This is a genomic window from uncultured Roseobacter sp., assembly GCF_947493125.1.
Lineage (GTDB): Bacteria > Pseudomonadota > Alphaproteobacteria > Rhodobacterales > Rhodobacteraceae > Roseobacter.
Window position 1 is genome coordinate 96,365 of record NZ_CANLQB010000012.1, and the last position, 16,424, is coordinate 112,788.

General features: G+C 58.4%; 17 protein-coding genes. 10 read left to right on the forward strand and 7 right to left on the reverse strand.

Going from position 1 to position 16,424, the window contains the following annotated elements; all coding sequences use genetic code 11:
• Nucleotides 1-74: 74 nt before the first annotated feature.
• The 8 genes from Q1A71_RS21320 (at nucleotide 75) to Q1A71_RS21355 (ending at nucleotide 9,202) form a co-directional block, all read left to right on the forward strand.
• Nucleotides 75-1,088 (forward strand): sugar ABC transporter substrate-binding protein, encoded by a 1,014-nt coding sequence (locus Q1A71_RS21320; RefSeq protein ID WP_299681539.1) that lies wholly within the window; start codon nucleotides 75-77, stop codon nucleotides 1,086-1,088.
• 77 nt (nucleotides 1,089-1,165) lie between these two features.
• Nucleotides 1,166-2,317: an ABC transporter permease gene (locus Q1A71_RS21325; RefSeq protein ID WP_299681542.1), complete on the forward strand. Its 1,152-nt coding sequence runs from the start codon at nucleotides 1,166-1,168 to the stop codon at nucleotides 2,315-2,317.
• Nucleotides 2,314-3,843 carry a sugar ABC transporter ATP-binding protein gene (locus tag Q1A71_RS21330; RefSeq protein WP_299681545.1) on the forward strand — a complete coding sequence of 510 codons (1,530 nt, stop codon included), beginning with the start codon at nucleotides 2,314-2,316 and terminating at the stop codon, nucleotides 3,841-3,843. Before Q1A71_RS21325 ends, Q1A71_RS21330 begins: the two co-directional genes overlap by 4 nt.
• The gene (locus tag Q1A71_RS21335) at nucleotides 3,840-4,823 is read left to right on the forward strand and encodes an ABC transporter permease (RefSeq protein WP_299681550.1); all 984 of its coding nucleotides are present in this window, start codon (nucleotides 3,840-3,842) and stop codon (nucleotides 4,821-4,823) included. The genes Q1A71_RS21330 and Q1A71_RS21335 overlap by 4 nt, the downstream gene beginning before the upstream one ends.
• 96 nt (nucleotides 4,824-4,919) lie before the next feature.
• The gene (locus Q1A71_RS21340) at nucleotides 4,920-6,365 is read left to right on the forward strand and encodes an extracellular solute-binding protein (RefSeq protein WP_299681555.1); all 1,446 of its coding nucleotides are present in this window, start codon (nucleotides 4,920-4,922) and stop codon (nucleotides 6,363-6,365) included.
• Nucleotides 6,366-6,410: 45 nt separating this feature from the next.
• On the forward strand, nucleotides 6,411-7,301 hold the full coding sequence (locus tag Q1A71_RS21345) for a sugar ABC transporter permease (protein ID WP_299681558.1): 891 nt from the start codon (nucleotides 6,411-6,413) through the stop codon (nucleotides 7,299-7,301).
• The gene (locus Q1A71_RS21350) at nucleotides 7,298-8,125 is read left to right on the forward strand and encodes a carbohydrate ABC transporter permease (RefSeq protein ID WP_299681561.1); all 828 of its coding nucleotides are present in this window, start codon (nucleotides 7,298-7,300) and stop codon (nucleotides 8,123-8,125) included. Before Q1A71_RS21345 ends, Q1A71_RS21350 begins: the two co-directional genes overlap by 4 nt.
• A 3-nt stretch (nucleotides 8,126-8,128) precedes the next feature.
• Entirely contained in the window at nucleotides 8,129-9,202 is a 1,074-nt protein-coding gene (locus Q1A71_RS21355) for an ABC transporter ATP-binding protein (protein WP_299681564.1), read from the forward strand.
• Between the two features lie 641 nt (nucleotides 9,203-9,843).
• On the opposite strand, the gene Q1A71_RS21360 is transcribed toward Q1A71_RS21355, so the two are convergent.
• The 4 genes from Q1A71_RS21360 to Q1A71_RS21375 all read right to left on the reverse strand — a co-directional run bounded on the left by Q1A71_RS21360 (nucleotide 9,844) and on the right by Q1A71_RS21375 (nucleotide 11,330).
• On the reverse strand, nucleotides 9,844-10,035 hold the full coding sequence (locus Q1A71_RS21360; RefSeq protein ID WP_299681567.1) for an antibiotic biosynthesis monooxygenase: 192 nt from the start codon (nucleotides 10,033-10,035) through the stop codon (nucleotides 9,844-9,846).
• The gene (locus tag Q1A71_RS21365) at nucleotides 10,028-10,198 is read right to left on the reverse strand and encodes a hypothetical protein (RefSeq protein WP_299681570.1); all 171 of its coding nucleotides are present in this window, start codon (nucleotides 10,196-10,198) and stop codon (nucleotides 10,028-10,030) included. The genes Q1A71_RS21360 and Q1A71_RS21365 overlap by 8 nt, the downstream gene beginning before the upstream one ends.
• A gap of 31 nt (nucleotides 10,199-10,229) precedes the next feature.
• A complete protein-coding gene (locus Q1A71_RS21370) occupies nucleotides 10,230-10,478 on the reverse strand; it encodes a hypothetical protein (RefSeq protein ID WP_299681573.1) in 249 nt (82 codons plus the stop codon).
• A 102-nt stretch (nucleotides 10,479-10,580) separates the two neighbouring features.
• Nucleotides 10,581-11,330 (reverse strand): hypothetical protein, encoded by a 750-nt coding sequence (locus Q1A71_RS21375; RefSeq protein ID WP_299681576.1) that lies wholly within the window; start codon nucleotides 11,328-11,330, stop codon nucleotides 10,581-10,583.
• Between the two features lie 289 nt (nucleotides 11,331-11,619).
• On the opposite strand from Q1A71_RS21375, the gene Q1A71_RS21380 reads away from it, so the two are divergent.
• Both Q1A71_RS21380 and Q1A71_RS21385 read left to right on the forward strand, forming a co-directional pair.
• Entirely contained in the window at nucleotides 11,620-12,186 is a 567-nt protein-coding gene (locus Q1A71_RS21380; RefSeq protein ID WP_299681579.1) for a TetR family transcriptional regulator, read from the forward strand.
• A 61-nt stretch (nucleotides 12,187-12,247) separates the two neighbouring features.
• Nucleotides 12,248-12,748 (forward strand): DUF1203 domain-containing protein, encoded by a 501-nt coding sequence (locus Q1A71_RS21385; RefSeq protein ID WP_299681582.1) that lies wholly within the window; start codon nucleotides 12,248-12,250, stop codon nucleotides 12,746-12,748.
• A 370-nt stretch (nucleotides 12,749-13,118) separates the two neighbouring features.
• On the opposite strand, the gene Q1A71_RS21390 is transcribed toward Q1A71_RS21385, so the two are convergent.
• The 3 genes from Q1A71_RS21390 to Q1A71_RS21400 form a co-directional block, all read right to left on the reverse strand.
• Nucleotides 13,119-14,468 (reverse strand): HEPN domain-containing protein, encoded by a 1,350-nt coding sequence (locus tag Q1A71_RS21390; protein ID WP_299681585.1) that lies wholly within the window; start codon nucleotides 14,466-14,468, stop codon nucleotides 13,119-13,121.
• A gap of 324 nt (nucleotides 14,469-14,792) precedes the next feature.
• Nucleotides 14,793-15,584, reverse strand: a complete 792-nt coding sequence (locus Q1A71_RS21395) for an SDR family oxidoreductase (protein ID WP_299681588.1) — start codon at nucleotides 15,582-15,584, stop codon at nucleotides 14,793-14,795.
• 45 nt (nucleotides 15,585-15,629) lie between these two features.
• A complete protein-coding gene (locus Q1A71_RS21400) occupies nucleotides 15,630-16,415 on the reverse strand; it encodes an SDR family oxidoreductase (protein WP_299681591.1) in 786 nt (261 codons plus the stop codon).
• Nucleotides 16,416-16,424 lie beyond the last annotated feature (9 nt).

The following is a 16,424-nucleotide window of genomic DNA, read 5'->3' on the forward strand; positions in this document are numbered from 1 at the left end:
GCAGGAAACGGGATCGGGATGGCGTGCATGCTGTCCGAAACACACCAAGCTTCATCAACAGAGAGGGAGAGAAGATGAGACATACCAAATCAATGATCGCTGCTGGAGCCATCGCCGTTGCGGGTGCTGCAGCGACACTGCCGGGCACGGCGAGTGCCGCTTCGATCTGTTTCGCGTTCCAGGACCTCGAGACCGAGTTCTGGGTCGCCGGACATACCGCGATCACCCGCACGCTGGAGGAGGCCGGCCACACGGTGATCGAGCGGAACGCAAACGAGGATGCAAACCGCCAGCTCGAACAGGTGCGAGACTGCATCGCGCAAGGTGTCGACGGGGTCATCATCATCCCGCAGGACGGGGAAAGTGCTGTAACCATCGTCAACGAAGCGCAGGACAACGACGTGCCGATTGCCGTTTTCAATCGCCCGCCGTCGGACCTGTCGAACGGGATCATCGTCGTTGCCGACAACGCGTCGATTGCAAGCCAGGCGGTCGACTTTCTGGCACAGGAGGCGATTGCCAACCGGCAGGGCGACGAAAAGCTCACGCCGCTGATCATCGTAGGCGATCTGGGTGATCCGAACGCGATCGGCCGCAAGGACGGCTTTTACGAGGCGATCAACCGCTATCCTGACGACTTCAACACACCTATCGAAGTGGCCTCGGAATGGGATGCCGCGACAGCCCTTGCCAATCTTGAAGCCGCGGTCACGGCCAACCCGGACATCGATCTTTTGTTCACCTCGTCGGACTTTCTGTTCCCGACGATCCGTTCCGTTTTCGAGCCGCGCGGCATGTGGAAGCAGCGCGGTGAGGATGGGCATGTTATTATGGGCGGTCTCGATGGCGATGCGACGGCCTGCCAGCTTCTGAAGGAAGGCTATATCGACGCGACCGGCGTGCAGGACCTCTACTTCGAAGCCGAAGCGGCGCTGAACGCCATCCTTTCCGCCATCGAGGCTGGTGAGGCGCAACCCAACGAGGTCATCGAGGATCCGGGCTTTGCACTGACATCCGCGAACCTCGCCGAGCGCGAGATGGACATGTGGGGCTGCGTGCTTCTGTCCGAGGGCTTTCTGGACAATTGATCCAGCAGTGAAACCGGCCGGCGCGGACCCTTTCGCGCCGGTACACCCCACTGGCGCGCAACACTCTCGAAAGCCATATGACCCATCCGAGTTCTCCAGAAACCGGTAGTGCCGAGCTTCAGACAAGCAGCCTGCGCCAACGCGCGATGCGGCTCTTCTTGTCCGATTACTTCGTGCTCTATCTGTCGCTTGCCTATTTCTTCGCACTCGTGCCGTTCCTGCCCACGCTTTCTAATCCGGCAAACCTGGCGAACGTCCTGTCGAACATGTGGCCCTTGCTTGTGGTTGCGATCGGGCAAACCTTTGTTCTGACCATTGCCGGGATCGATCTGTCGCAGGGGTCTGTCGTCGGCTTCACCAGCGTTGTCGCTGCAATGCTTCTGGCGACCACGGCGTCGCCTGACGTTCTGTCGAATGCCCCGATCTGGGGCATCATCCTGACCGAGGAGGGCGGGCCGCTTGGTCACACAAGCTTTGGCATACCTCTTGCCATACTGATCATGATCCTTGTTGGCGCTGCAATTGGCGCTTTTAACGGCTTTGCCATTGCGCAGTTCCAGATGCCACCTTTCATGGTCACCCTTGTCACCATGATCGTGATCTCGGCCTTTGCGATCTTTCTCACCCAGTCGGAAAACATCCGGAACCTGCCCGAACAGTACATATTACTTGGCAAAGGCGACATCGTGTCGATTTACCTCGGCGCGCAGGATGAATCCCGCATTCCCCGCCGCGAAATCTATTCCTTAATCACCTATCCGATGGTGATTGCCATCAGCGTGGCAATCGTCGCGCACCTTTTGCTGAACCGGACCGTTTTCGGAAAGCAGGTGTTCGCCGTCGGAACCAATCGAAAGGCGGCCGAAATATCTGGCGTGCCGGTCCGCCGGATCATCGTCCTGGTTTTCACAATCTCGGCGGTCTGCGCGACCATCGGCGCAATCCTCTACTCGACCCGTCTCGAGGCGGGGCGCCCGACGCTGGGAGAGGGCAATTTCCTCCTCGATGTGATCGGTGCAACGGTCATCGGTGGCACAAGTCTCTTCGGGGGCAAGGGCAAGATCATCTGGACCGTCTTCGGTGTCTTCTTCTTCGTCCTTTTGTCCAACACACTGAACCTGATGAACCTGTCGTCGTTTCATATCGACATGGTCAAAGGATCGGTCATCGTGGCCGCGGCTCTGCTGGATGTCTGGCGAACGCGACTGATGCGGGAGATGAACGCGTGAGCCGACAGACCCAGACGCTCCTTGGCTTCGACCGACTTCGTAAGGAGTATTTCGGCGTACCTGCTGTCACCGACCTTGTCCTCGATGTACCGGTCGGGCAGGTCGTCGGCGTGATCGGCGAAAACGGCGCAGGCAAGTCGACCTTGATGAACATGATCGGTGGCGTCGTGCCGCCAACCTCCGGCCAGATGTTCTGGAAGGGTCAGGCATACGCCCCACGCTCACCCGGCGATGCTACCATGCTCGGGATCGCGTTCATCCATCAGGAACTGAACCTGTTCACCAATCTGACCATCGCCGAGAACATTTTTGTCGATGGGTTCCCGACCCGGTTCGGGCTGATCGACAGGGCCGAGATGCGCGGCAAAACCCAGGCCCTTCTGGAACAGCTGAGCCTCGACGCGTCGCCAGACACCATGGTGGATCATCTGGCGCCGGGCGAACGGCAACTGGTCGAGATTGCAAAGGCGCTGCACCGGGATGCCGAGCTGATCATTTTCGACGAGCCGACAACGTCGCTCACGCCCCGAGAGACAGCGCGCTTGTTTGAGACAATCGAACGGCTCAAGGCCGATCACAAGACAATCCTCTACATCTCGCACATCCTGTCCGACGTCGAACGGCTGAGCGACCGTATCGTCGTCCTGCGCGATGGTGAGTTGGTTGCCGAAGGTCCGACTGACGAGTTTGACATACCCAGAATGATTACGGCGATGATTGGTCGCGAGTTAAGCGGTTTGTTCCCCAAGCGCAGCGCCAAACCGAGGGGCGAGACGCTGCTTTCCGTGCAAGGGTTGAGCCAACCGGGCGTGCTTGATAACGTTTCGTTCGACATTCGGGCCGGTGAAATCTTCGGCTTGTTCGGCCTGATGGGCTCTGGCCGGTCCGAGATGGCGCGCATTCTGTTCGGCCTTGATCCTTACGCGGCGGGCACCGTCACCCTGAACGGAGCAACGCTTGCGGGGTCTGTCCGTGATCGCATCCGGGCCGGGATGGCCTTCGTAACCGAAGATCGCCGGGCCGAAGGGCTGATGATGGATGCGAGCATCATGGACAATCTCAGCCTTGTTTCGATCGAGCGTTTTGGCCGCACGCCGGTCGCGCTCCTTGACGAAAAGGCGATTGCCGCCAAGACCGAGGCACTGAAATCCGACATCCAGATCAAGGCGGGCAGCATTGCAGTTCAGCCGGTGCGATCGCTCTCCGGCGGCAATCAGCAAAAGGTTGTCATCGGCAAATGGTTGATCAACGAACCGGCCCTGTTCATCCTCGATGAACCAACCCGCGGCGTCGATGTCGGGGCCAAGTATGAGATTTACGCCCTTGCCGACAGGTTGGCTGCGGCAGGCAACGGCATCCTCTTCATCTCGTCCGAGCTGGAGGAAATCGCGGGTGTGTGCGACCGCGTTATGGTGATGAACCGTGGCGAAGTCATGGGCACATTCGACGCGCCCCCCTTTGTCGACACCGAAATCCTCGCCCTAGCATTCGGCGAACAAGCCAAAACCAGGGAGGTTTCGGCATGACAGACACACCAAAAGACAGGCTCACCGGTTTCATTGCGAGACACGGCACAATTGTCATGTTCCTGCTGATCGTTCTGGTCTTCGGGACGCAAGCACCGAATTTTCTGGGCCCCGACAACCTGGCCAACATCATCAAACAGGCCTCGTTCATAGGCATTGCGGCGATTGGCATGGTGTTTGTGTTGCTGACTGCCGGTATCGATCTTTCGGTCGGGTCGGTGATGTATCTTGGCCCACTCATAGCAGGGTTCGCGATGCGGGACTTTGGCGTCGGCGTCGCCGGCGGCCTTCTGGTCGCTGTCGCTGCCGGGGCAATCATGGGGGCGATCAATGCCTTCCTGATCGTTTATCTTAGGATCATTCCGTTCATCGTGACCCTGTCCACGCTGTTCTTCTTTCGCGGTTTCGGGGCCTGGCTGACCAGTTCGCGCCAGTTTGACTTCCCGGACGAGATCCGCGCCTTCGGCCTGTCATCCGTCATGGGCATCCCGACCCCTATCCTGTTCTTCGTGGCGATTGCAGCCATTGCGCATGTGGTGCTGTCCCGGACAACATTCGGGCGGCAGGTTTACGCGATCGGCAACGATCCGGCGGCAGCCGAAAAGGCCGGGATTTCCACGTGGCGCGTCAAGGCGGGTGTCTATATCATTTGTTCCACCCTTGCCGCGCTCTCCGGCTTCATCCTCATCGCCCAGATCGGCCGCCTCGATACCGGCTTCGGCGAGGGGCGCGAGTTCGACGTGATTGCCGCCGCGGTTCTGGGCGGCGCGAGCCTGTTCGGCGGGATCGGCACGGCTTTTTCCGCGGTGATTGGCGCCACGATGATCCAGGCCGTCAAAACCGGTCTCGTTTTCACAGGCGTCAGTCTTTACCTGCAACCCATGCTGCAAGGCCTCATTATATTTGTCGCGGTGTTTCTCGACTCGTTCCGTGCCTCACAGTTGGAGATGCTGCAACGCAGGTTCATTCGACCGCTTTAGGACCGCGCGAGAAATCAAGTGTTTTCTGATATTTTAACTGGTATGATGAGTGCACCACTCGACGGAGATGGCACGTCGAAAAAATGGGAGGAAGAGATGGATAGACGCAGATTCTTTGGTCTCACGGCCACATCTGCCCTTGCCTACGGGGTTCTTGGGTCTTCAGGCGCATCGGCACAGGGCGCTGCGACCCAGGCGATCGAGGCTGCAAAACAATACGCGGGCACGACGTTGAACGTGCTTTATGAAGCGGGGCTACAACCGCTCGACCCGAAGAACTTTACCGGCCCGCTGTGGGAGGAGCTGACGGGCATCAAGATCAACGTGATCGAGTCGCCGGTCGACCAGATGTTCACCAAAACCATGCAGGCGCATATGGCAAACTCGGGGGCCTATGACGTGTTGAACGTCATACCGAACCAGCTTCCCGACCTTGCCCTCGCGGGCGCGCTGGAACCGCTGGATGGCTTCGTAGAGAAATATGCTTATGGCGACGAACTCGATGCGATTGCACCGGTCTATCGCGACAACCAGATGAAGGTGGAAGGCACGATCTATGGCCTGCCCGACGACGGCGATGTCCTGATCATGTACTACCGACGCGATCTGTTCGACGACCCCGAGAACAAGGCGGCCTTCATGGACCAGCACGGCTATGAACTTGCGCCGCCCACGACTTGGGAGCAGTTCTCGCAAATCGGCCAGTTCTTCACTGACAAGTACGCACCCGACATCTACGGCGCCGGCATGTTGCGTGCGCCAGGAAACGCGCAATACCTTTTTCAGGAACGGTTCCGCGTGGAAGGCGGCAAGTTCTTCGACGACGAAACCATGCGCGCGACCGTGAACTCTCAGATCGGCGTCGATATCTTCAATGCCATGATCGCCGAGAACGACTTCATGCCACCGGGGGTCGAGCAGTGGGGCTTTATCGAGGCGTTCAACGCATTCCTCGCCGGTGACATCGCGATGACGATCTCGTGGCCACCGGTCGGTCGATGGGCCGCCGGGTACGGCAAAGGCACCGAGGCGCTCAACTGGATCCCCGAGACAACGGTGGCCGACACCATCGGCTATGCGCTGCCACCCGGGGGTCATCCGGAGCTGGCGGTCGGGTTCTCGCTTGCCGTAGCATCGGGCTCGCAGAACAAGGAAGCGGCATATCTCTTCGCGCAATGGATGAACTCGGAAGAGATCAGCCTTCAGCGTGTGCAGCTTCCCTATGCGCTCCGCGATCCGTTCCGCACCAGCCATTTTGAAAGCGAGGAATACCGCAATCGCTGGCCGACAGCGGGCGAGTATCTCGACACATTGAAGGCAGGTGCCGAGACCGGGCTGATCGATCTGTCGCTGATCCAGACCGACCGTTACGAGGAAGGCATCCGACAAGCTTTGTCCCGCCTCTGGGGCGGCGACGATCCGCAAGCGATCCTCGACGATCTTGCGGCACAATGGGATGAACTGACAGACCGTATCGGGATGGAAAAGCAGAAGCGGGTCTATCTTGACTGGTCGTCGAAACCGAACGCCTATCCCACCTGACGATTTTGAGCGGGCCAGTATCGCTGGCCCGGTCGCCTACAAAGCATGCACGCGAAATCGTCCGCCCTTGCCGACAATGCGACCGTACTGCGCTATGCGCTGGTCGCCCCGGCTGTGTTCATCATCCTGATGATCGGGCTCTATCCGTTCGTCAAACTCGCCGCGACCAGCGTGCAGGATATCACGATGTTCGGGGCGGACCGGTCGTTTCAGGGCTTCAAACACTACGCCCGCCTGATGGAAGATGACCGGCTGTGGGAGGCGATCTGGCACACCACAGTGTTCACCGCAATTGCGCTACCGATCGAGCTGATCCTCGGCTACCTTTTGGCGCTTTTGTTCCTGCATCCCTTACCCTTCCGCCGCACCCTGATTGCCATCATCCTGCTGCCGACCGTGATTTCGCCCATCGTGGCCGGGGCAACATGGCGGCTGATGCTGGATCAGCGCTTTGGTCCGATCAACCAGATGATCGGCTGGATCGTCGGCGGCGAGGTGGAAATCCTCTGGACCATCAACCCCACATTCGTCTGGCCTGCCGTACTGGCCGCCGAGGTCTGGCAGTGGACGCCGTTCATGTTCCTCATCCTTCTGGCTGCCCTCTCCAATGTCGACACCGAACAGTTGGAGGCCGCCGAGATCGACGGCGCCGGGCCGTGGACCGTTTTCCGCAAGATCTTGCTTCCGGCCATTCTGCCGGTCGTCGTGATTGCGGTGCTCATCCGCGGCCTTGATCTTGTCCGTGTCTTCGACGTGATCTGGACCATGACGCAAGGCGGCCCGGGCACGCGGACCGAAACGATCTCGATCTATGCCTATCAGATGGCCTTTCGCGAGTTTGAGGTCAGCTATTCCTCCGCCATCGCGTTCTTCGTCATTGTCCTTTTGACCGTGATCGTCATTGCCGCACTCCGGCGCGTGGAGTTGGCGCGATGAAACCGTGGAGCACAGGGTGGCGGCTGGCACTGCGCTTTGGTCTCGCGGTCGTCATAGCGGTGATGTTCCTCTTTCCGATCTACTGGCTCGCGGCCATCTCGCTCAAGTCGCCCGAGGAGATCTTCGCCTACCCGCCTGTCTGGCTGCCGGAGAAACCGAACTTCTCGTCCTACATCACACTCTTTCGGGACGGCGATGCCTGGGCGGTCTGGAACAGCCTTGTCACCGCTGGCATTTCGACCGTGCTCGCCATGATCTTTGGGACGCTGGCGGCCTATGCCATCGTGCGCTATCGAACCGGCGGCGATCACCTGGCGATCTGGATCATCTCGCAGCGGATGATCCCACCTATCTGCGTCGCGTTTCCGATCTTCCTGCTCTATGTGTTGCTGGGCCTGATCGATACGTACACAGGTCTGATCGCCCTCTACACCGCGTTCAACCTGCCTTACGTCATCTGGATGATGCGCGGCTACATTCAGGACATCCCGGTCGATCTGGAACAAAGCGCGATGGTCGATGGCCTCTCGCGACTTGCCGTTATTCGCAAAGTCGTCTTGCCGATGGTCAAGGGCGGCTTCTTTGCGACGGCGGTCTTCACCTTCATCTTTGCGTGGAACGATTTTCTCTTCGCGCTGATCCTGACCCGTTCGGAAGTGGTGACTTACCCTGTGCAAGTCACAGGGTATTTCGGGTCGCAATCGACCTTCTGGTCAAAGATCGGCGCGATGAGCATGCTGGGGGTGCTGCCGATGATGATTGTCGTTGGAACAATGCAGCGCTTTATCGTGCGCGGCATGTCGATGGGGGCCGTGAAGGGGTAACACATGGCAGATCTCACTCTGGAGAATGTCGAAAAACACTATGGCGACGTGCAAGCAGTGCGTGGCGTTTCGCTTCATGTCGAAAGCGGGAACTTCGTCGTCCTTGTCGGGCCGTCGGGCTGCGGAAAGTCGACGCTTCTGCGCGCCATCGCGGGCCTTGAGGGGGTTTCTTCCGGCACGATCCGGATCGGCGATCGTGACGTGACCAATCTTGCGCCCCGACAGCGGGACATCGCCATGGTGTTTCAGTCCTACGCGCTCTATCCCTATCTGTCGGTCTACGAGAACATCGCGTTCGGCCTGCGCGCCCGCAAGGTCGCGGCCGCCGAGGTTGACGAGCGGGTGCATTGGGCGGCGGACATGTTGTCGATCGGCAGCTTTCTCGACCGACATCCGCGCGAGCTTTCCGGCGGGCAAAGACAGCGTGTGGCCATCGGGCGCGCGATTGTCCGGGAGGCCTCACTCTACCTCTTTGACGAGCCGCTCTCGAACCTTGACGCAAAGCTGCGGGACGGCATGCGCGAGGAGCTCAAGCGGCTGCACTCTGAGATCGGACGGACCTTTGTCTATGTCACCCACGACCAGATCGAGGCGATGACCCTGGCCGACCGCATCGTGCTGCTGAACAACGGCGTGATCGAGCAGGATGGCCCGCCTCTCGACCTTTTTGAACGGCCGAACAACCGGTTCGTCGCAGGGTTTCTCGGCTCACCCCCGATGAACATGCTGGACGTTGCCGTGCAGGGCGACGATCGGTCGATCCGACTTGCAGACGGCCAGCACCTGCGCGCCGACAACGCAAGCTTGCCCGCGCATGACGGCGCCTGCGTTTGGGGCATCCGGCCCGAGCATGTGACATTGTCAAACGGCGACGAACCTTCGGTCGAAGGCGTGGTCGATGTCGTGCAACCGACCGGAAGCCGTCTCTTCGCGAGTGTTACGGTTTCCGGGCAGCACCTGACAGCAGAACTTGATGCCCATGCCGACATCCGCGTTGGGCGCCCCATCACACTTTCGGTTGCCATTGATCGCACCGTGTTCTTCGACCTTGGTGGCCGAAGGCTCAATCAAGGCTGAGTTTGCGCGGTTCAAACAAGGGCGGCACCGATCGGTAAACTCACATGGTTTCACTGGTCTAATCGGGTAGATCGTACAGGCGGTTTGTCCTTGACATGTGTAGGTTGTCGCACCACTCGCTCCGAGTGTGAGCGCACACTTTCGATTGTCGACGCGGCCGCGGATGCGGTGCCTTTCCCATGTAGTGGGGAAGAAGTTGCACCTTCGGGATCAATTCCTGGGCGATCGTTTCTGGGCGACGTTGAAGCGACCACAGCATGTAGAGTGAACTTGCGCTGACCACATTCTTGCCCTTGCTGCGAGTGGCCGGTCTTCTGAAAGCCGCTCTGCGGCGACGATGCCAATCGGTCAATGACACGTTGGGGCCGTACCTTGACGCGCCAATGTCGGCTTTCTGCAGTTTGCCGCTGTTTATGCAGTTTGCAGCATCTGAAAGTATGGGCTCAATCCGGCCATCGGGGACAGTGCAGCAAGGCCTCCCTGCCCTCGGCCCGAACACCTTAAGGACGGCCCAATGCCGACATTCATCGACCCCCAGTCATTCTGCGGCGCAGCCCGTCGAAGGAGGCATTCGCTGCAGCGCCGCAAGCTTGGGGTTAGTGAAAAGATACTTCGAGGGCATAATGCGCGACCAATGCGGCTTATTCCGCGAAATGCTCAAACAGGTGCAGCACGCCGGTCTCGGACACGCTCTCGAACGCAGCAAACAAATGGCAGCCGGGCTCATCAAGGGTATCGATGATCAGGGCGTCGAGTGCCGCGCGTGCCTCTTCGAAGTGTTCCGGTTTTGGGCGGATCGTCGCGAAGAGGAAGAGGCCGCCGGGATCATCCATGTGTCGCTTCACCGCGATAGACCGGTTTCAGCATCTCGATCAACTTGGCCTGAATCGGGGCGACAGCTTCGTTGACCGCGCTCACTCCCATGTCATGTCCAACCTGAACGCGTATCGGCCGCGCGCCCGACATCTCGATCAACCGGCTGATTGATGCTGCCACGTTGTTAGCATCCGTTCCGCTCAGATCTGTTTCAAACAGATGCTCGAAGTGGACCGGACACAAGCTGAATCACGGCACATGCGCCAAGGAAAACTGCGAGTGTCGCCTGGCTTGCCCCCTGCGACACGCCCAGTTCGAGGGCCACGCTCGGCAGGGATGGCGTATAGATGTTGGACGCGAATTGCCCAACTGCGGCCATCGCTGCCAAAAGCAGAATGGTCGATGTCGTGGCCACAAGCTTGCGCTGGTGGAGTTGTCCGAAAGGATGGTCGAAGGACATCTGAGCCTCCTGCTTGTTCAACTTGAAGAATGTCAGCGGCTGGCAGGTGCCCGCGTTTGCGCGCACCTGCGTTTTCGGCCTGATGGCCCTGCCCGCCTCTGGTCAGGACACCTGCGAGGCCACAGTCATCCGTTCGGACCGCCGCTCCGCCCGGAGTTTGCTGATCGAAAGGAAGTGGAACCCAAGAAAGATCGGGACAAAGAACGCTGGGAACAGCGCCAGCGGATGGTCGTTGACGATATTCGGCGCATCATGGGACAGCAGATGGGCAAAGCCTTCCGAGGTCATGATCCCAAGCGCCACGGCAAAGACGAAGTCCAATATCCCGATGATATTGGCCCGCATCAGCAGTTTTCTGGCGTTCGGTGCGTCGTCCGCCAAGGCTTTGCTGGCCCGCCATCCCGCGATGCCGGCCCATATGTCGCCCAGCCCTGCAGGCAGCGCGAATTCTGCCGGGATGCTTCCCCCGAGCCACCCGATCAGAAAGACGCCGCCCATGATGCGGGGGATTTGAAAGGCGGCGATCGCGGCCATCGGCGTGGCCATCGTAATGCGTCGTCCCAGCGGTGTGATCCAGGCGAGCCCCCAGACAATCACAGCACCACCGAACAGGAACGCAAGCACGATTGGCGGGTCCTGGAGGGTCGGCGGTACGTTCAGCACGTTGGATTCAGAGGGCGGCACCACGATGGCGAACCAAAGCCCGAACAGGAACGCCGCCACCGTGACCGTCACACCGGTCTGCCCGGCCGTGAGGTTTGCCCGGCTTACGCCGATCATCATGATTGCAAATGCAATCAGCGGCAGTGCAACAGCAAAGGTGCGCACGTAGAAAATTAGAAAGTCTGTCATGTCTCTTCTCTCAGGTTGTGGTGGATGAATTCGAAGTTTTGACGTCGAAGTTGGAACCGCTGTTGAGGGGATGTTGGAATGCCCAGGAAACGCCCGACGCGTTTGCGTGGAACTGTCAGGACCCCTGACACCGCCCCCTACGGTGGTCCAAGGCCGCACGCTTTTTCTTGAAGATCGGCGCGCTGCGTCTCTGTCATCTCTTTCATCCTCATATTTTAGAGTATTATTGTACTCTTAATTTATAGATGTTATATAACCTCTATAATGTCAATCCCCGGGAGGCAGGTGCATGCCGAGAATGTCGGAAGCCGAAAAACAAAAGAGCCATGAACGGATCATAGATGCGGCAGCGCGGCTGTTTCGGGAGAACGGCATCAGCGCCACCAGCGTATCGGACGTGATGCAAGCAGCGGGACTCACGCAGGGCGGGTTCTATCGCCACTTCGCTTCGAAGGAAGACCTTGTCGCCACAGCGTTTGAGCGGTCTGCCGATGAGCTTTTGTACAAGGCGGAAGGGGGGACCGCAGGTGAAAAGCGCGCAGACTACATCGCAAAATATCTCTCAACCGGTCATGTGGCAGACCCCGGGCAAGGCTGCCCGTTCGCCGCGAACGGATCAGAGGTGACCCGGCTCGGAGATAGTGTTCGGTCGGAAGCATCAGATGCGATCAACCGGATCTCTGCCATGCTCAACAGTACAGAGGACAAGACCGCAGATGATGGCGTTGCAACTCTGGCGCTTTTGGTGGGGACGATAACACTTGCCCGGCTGGCTCAGTCCGACGCAGAAGCGACGCAGATTGTGGAGGCCGGCAAAGTCGCAATCAATCGACTGAACGAAGCCCCCCTAGGATAAAATCTTGCCGCCCGTCGTGGCAACACCACAAACAGCAGGAACCGGGTCGAACGAGACGCCCTTGAACTCTATTCCCGGCGAAAACCAGAGGACTTCGATGCGCTACCAGTTCGAAGCAATGCCATCGTCGGTGGCAGATTGGCACCGCCAAAACCGGCAAGATGAGATGGGAAACAGAATCCTGCATTTTCAGGATGGTGGTACGTATCCCTGCCGCCACTGCCTCAAGGAAGCGGGTAAAGAGGATGGTGCCTTGCTCTTTTCTTACCGGCTCCACCTGCCCGACAGTGTCTATGCCCAGCCGACGGCCGTATTCTTGTGCAAGGGAGCTTGCACGCGTCACATTGGCGGAACAAGCGTTCCCGAAATTGTAAGCAACAGGTTCGTAGCCCTGCGCGCGTTTCGCGAAAACGGGCTTATGGATTACGCAATGAACACTTTGTCTGAAGGAGAGGACGTCGGCGACGAAGTCGAGCGCATTCTGGCGAACGACGAGATTGCGTTCATCAATATCCATACGGCACTGGCCGGGTGCATGTTATGCGTGGTCCGCCGAAATTAATTCTCGAAGATGCGGGTCGCCAATTCAGCCAGAAGCAGGCCTTTGAAAGCAGGCTGATCATCCTTTGCCCAAAAAGGCGTGTGCGTCAAAAGAGGCTACGTGAGTAGCGCTTCGCAAGCAGATCACGGGCGTGCTACTATTGTAAGCCAATACCTCATATTTGCTTCAGAAATGCTCGTAGCCGTTTTCCCTTTTTTCAAGTGGCTGATGCTGGTTCAACCATTCCGCAAGCGTTTTTCACGGCCCATACCTGCCGTTGGCTAAATCTAAGAGTTGCTGCGTCTGCAACAGCTTAGCCGACATTCGCTGCCGGTGCGCGATCCCGATTTTTTCGAACTCTCGGTCCGCAGACAACCGTGACCTTGCAGAATTAGTCACGGCTTCCGGTATCACTCAGAAGCATCTTGAACAGTGCCTGCCGGGTCAGATTGAGGCCGCTGATAAATGCGCCTTGGCAGTCCTCCAAATTGCGCTTGCGCTTTGCGTCGGTTGCGCCATGCACGATCGCTGAGCGGACGTCATAGAACCGTTTGATTGCAGCTCGTATGTCGCCCTTATGTGTTTCGTTGGCACCCAGCAATTCTGACATCCCATCTTGGAGTTTTTGGCTGATCCGACCGCCTTTGGGCCTAAACATCAACTCCAACGATTGCGAAATGTCCAGAATTCGGTCGTTGGCACCAAAACGCCCCGAGCGAGCCAAAGCTTCTGAAAGGCGATGAATGACTGGCGCAAGACGTTCAAATTCCTCATCGCTCCGTTTGTTATAGGCTTGTTTAGCCAAATCGACCGAGCTGTTCTGAAGTTGCGGTGGGGCTCGAAAAGGATCGCGCCGACGTCCAACTTGACGGATCGGTTGGGAACCACCTTGGCTGTGAGTTAACCCTAACAAGCCATGTGCCGATCGATGCACACATCCGTGCATCAACATGAAAGGTATGATCGGAGTTTGGTTCGCGATGGACAGGATCTCCAAAAACGTGAGAGCGCCCTCCTCAAATCTTGGCGGCCAGCTGGGACGCTCCTCCCGATAGTCAGTCTTCCTCCGGAACGCAGGTCGCCATTTGAACGGTCGCACCACAGCGCCGATCTGCCGCCAATCACGTCGATCCATCTCCTCCGGCACAAAATCCCGGATCCATTCGCGATCCAGATAGTCGGAGAGGGCGGAAGCGGGTTTGACCACTAAACCCTTCTGAATCTCAAATTCGTTGCCAATTTCGGGACCATGGAATAGCAGCAAGTCGTAGCCCAAATCGAGCCCGTTTGGGACATCAACTTCTAATGTCGTCGAACTCAGATCAAGGATTGATCCAAGTTCGTTCGCGGCTTTCCTATACCCGCCATCTCCAAGGTCATGTGCGCGTTCCAGAAGTCCAGCCACGATCTGTGTTAGCCAAGTGAGCGAAGTCCCGTTCAAAATTTTGACATGAAACTCGTCGTTACCGATGCGCGTCCCAAGTGCCCTAGCGAGTGATGGGTGTGACCTCAGGATACCTCTTACCGGGTCAAGCACTTCGCGAAGCGTCTTGTAGTACTTCTTCTCAGCGGATCGTGAGGCCATGCGCGCGAGATCATAGAGGTGGGCCAAGTCATCTTTTGGAAACGGTGTTTCATCCACTCCGTTGAATGACACTTGTGTCGGATAAGAGTTCACCTGCCAATATGCTTCAAGAAAAGGCACTTGAACCTTCGCGAGTTGGCTCAGTGCTGTTCCCAAACGGTCGCACCATGTATCCAAAGAGTACGTCATTAGCTTCGATTAACTGAAAATGGCGGAGATTACCCGGCCCATTCCTGCCATTCACCGACCGGTCAAGGTTCTGCGGTCGCCGCACTTTTTGCGGCCATTCGCTGCAAGCGCGAAGTTCGGGTTTCGTCGAACTCACACATCGCGGGCTTTCGATGCGTCGGTATGCTCAAGCATCGGACCACCAGCAAGTTTCTAATCCCTCGCTGTTTTGCGCGCATTGAACAAGCGATTACACTTGTTTCGCTGATCTACGAGAAACTTACCGCAGCCTTCTCAATTCCTGCCCGTTCGTTACCAGCAGCAGAAGCCGCCATCGACCAGCAGGTCCACGCCGGTGCAATAGGACGCCGCGTCCGACAGCAGGAACACGGCAGGCCCCACCATCTCGTCAACGCTCGCCATCCGCTGCATCGGAGTCTGGCTTTCGAATTCCTTTGTCTGGTGGATCATCTCTGGGCGGGTGTTCATCGGCGTGGCGGTATAGCCGGGGCTGATCGAATTCACACGGATGCCGCGGTCCACCCATTCCATTGCCATCGATTTGGACATGTGGATCACGCCTGCCTTTGAGGCATTGTAGTGCACCTGGTTCAAACCCCGGTTTACGATCACACCGGACATGGAGGCGATATTGACGATTGAGCCACCCTGCCCATGTGCCAGCATCGCGCGCGCCTCGGCCTGACAGGACAGCCAGATACCCTTCATGTTGATGTCCATCAGGGTTTGGTACTGGTCTTCTTCCATTTCCTCGCAGGGGTTCGCGTTGGCAATGCCCGCCGCATTCAGGGCCAGCCGGAGCGGACCAAGTTCCGCTTCGGTCTGCTTGACCGCCTCGGCCAGCGCCGCGCCAGATGTCACATCCGAGGAGATCTGAATGGACTTGCGTCCGGCCTTTGCGATGAAGTCGGCGGTTTGCGAAAGACCGTCATCGGTGCGCCGGTCGAGCAGCGCCACATCTGCCCCACATTGGGCAAGCCCCAAGGCAATGCGCTGACCGATGCCACTGCCAGCACCGGTCACAAGCGCCACGCGCCCGGACAGATCAAACATCTTAGGTGCGTTCAGTGAGATATCTTCCACAGGTCTTCTCCAATTGTTGTCTTTGGGTTAGATGGGCCATTCCGGTCACGACATGATCAGGCCGCCATCGACGTTGATGGTTTGGCCGGTGATGTAGTCGGCGTCTTCGCTGGCCAGAAAGGCCACCAGCCCGGCCACGTCCTTGCCGCTGCCGGCACGTTTCATTGGGATCTTGTTTTCGACCCAATCCTTCATCAACTCGCCCGGGGCATAGTCGCCCAGCATCTCGCCCCAAATCCTGTCGTTGTAGTCCCACATGTCGCTGTGGATGATGCCGGGGCAGATCGCGTTGACGGTTATTTTTTCCAGCGCCACCTCTTTGGCGAGGCTCTGGGTTATTCCGACAACGCCCATCTTCGAAGCCGCGTAATGGGGCGTGAATATGAACCCATCGCGCGCCTGACCCGAGGCCGTGTTGATCAGCCGTCCGCCCTTGCCGGACTTGCGCATCCGCGCGATTGCTTCTTGGCAGCACAGGAACACGCCCTTGGTGTTCACCGCCATGGTGGCGTCCCAATCGTCTTCGCTCAGATCTTCGACGCGGCGGATGGTGATGATCCCCGCGTTCTGCATCGAGATATCGACGCTGCCGAATTCGTCCTCGGCTCTGTCATACAGCACGGTCACAGCCTCGCGGCTGGTCACGTCGCAGATCACCCCGATGGCCTTGGCCCCGGCTGCGCGCAGGGCGGCGGCGGCCTCTTCGACCTGTGGTTCGACCGAGGCAATCACGACATTGGCGCCTTCTTCGGCAAACCGTTCCGCAACAGCCAAGCCAATCCCACGGTTGCCTCCGGTGATCAAGGCGGTCTTGCCCACGAAACGCTTCATGTCCCAGCC

Bases quoted from the DNA above. Each gene is read 5' to 3' on its own strand.
- Q1A71_RS21325 (WP_299681542.1), top strand. From the start codon at position 1,166: ATGACCCATCCGAGTTCTCCAGAAACCGGTAGTGCCGAGCTTCAGACA.
- Q1A71_RS21340 (WP_299681555.1), top strand. From the start codon at position 4,920: ATGGATAGACGCAGATTCTTTGGTCTCACGGCCACATCTGCCCTTGCC.
- Q1A71_RS21360 (WP_299681567.1), bottom strand. From the start codon at position 10,035: ATGGATGATCCCGGCGGCCTCTTCCTCTTCGCGACGATCCGCCCAAAA.
- Q1A71_RS21350 (WP_299681561.1), top strand. From the start codon at position 7,298: ATGAAACCGTGGAGCACAGGGTGGCGGCTGGCACTGCGCTTTGGTCTC.
- Q1A71_RS21335 (WP_299681550.1), top strand. From the start codon at position 3,840: ATGACAGACACACCAAAAGACAGGCTCACCGGTTTCATTGCGAGACAC.
- Q1A71_RS21375 (WP_299681576.1), bottom strand. From the start codon at position 11,330: ATGACAGACTTTCTAATTTTCTACGTGCGCACCTTTGCTGTTGCACTG.
- Q1A71_RS21355 (WP_299681564.1), top strand. From the start codon at position 8,129: ATGGCAGATCTCACTCTGGAGAATGTCGAAAAACACTATGGCGACGTG.
- Q1A71_RS21400 (WP_299681591.1), bottom strand. From the start codon at position 16,415: ATGAAGCGTTTCGTGGGCAAGACCGCCTTGATCACCGGAGGCAACCGT.
- Q1A71_RS21320 (WP_299681539.1), top strand. From the start codon at position 75: ATGAGACATACCAAATCAATGATCGCTGCTGGAGCCATCGCCGTTGCG.
- Q1A71_RS21370 (WP_299681573.1), bottom strand. From the start codon at position 10,478: ATGTCCTTCGACCATCCTTTCGGACAACTCCACCAGCGCAAGCTTGTG.
- Q1A71_RS21345 (WP_299681558.1), top strand. From the start codon at position 6,411: ATGCACGCGAAATCGTCCGCCCTTGCCGACAATGCGACCGTACTGCGC.
- Q1A71_RS21380 (WP_299681579.1), top strand. From the start codon at position 11,620: ATGCCGAGAATGTCGGAAGCCGAAAAACAAAAGAGCCATGAACGGATC.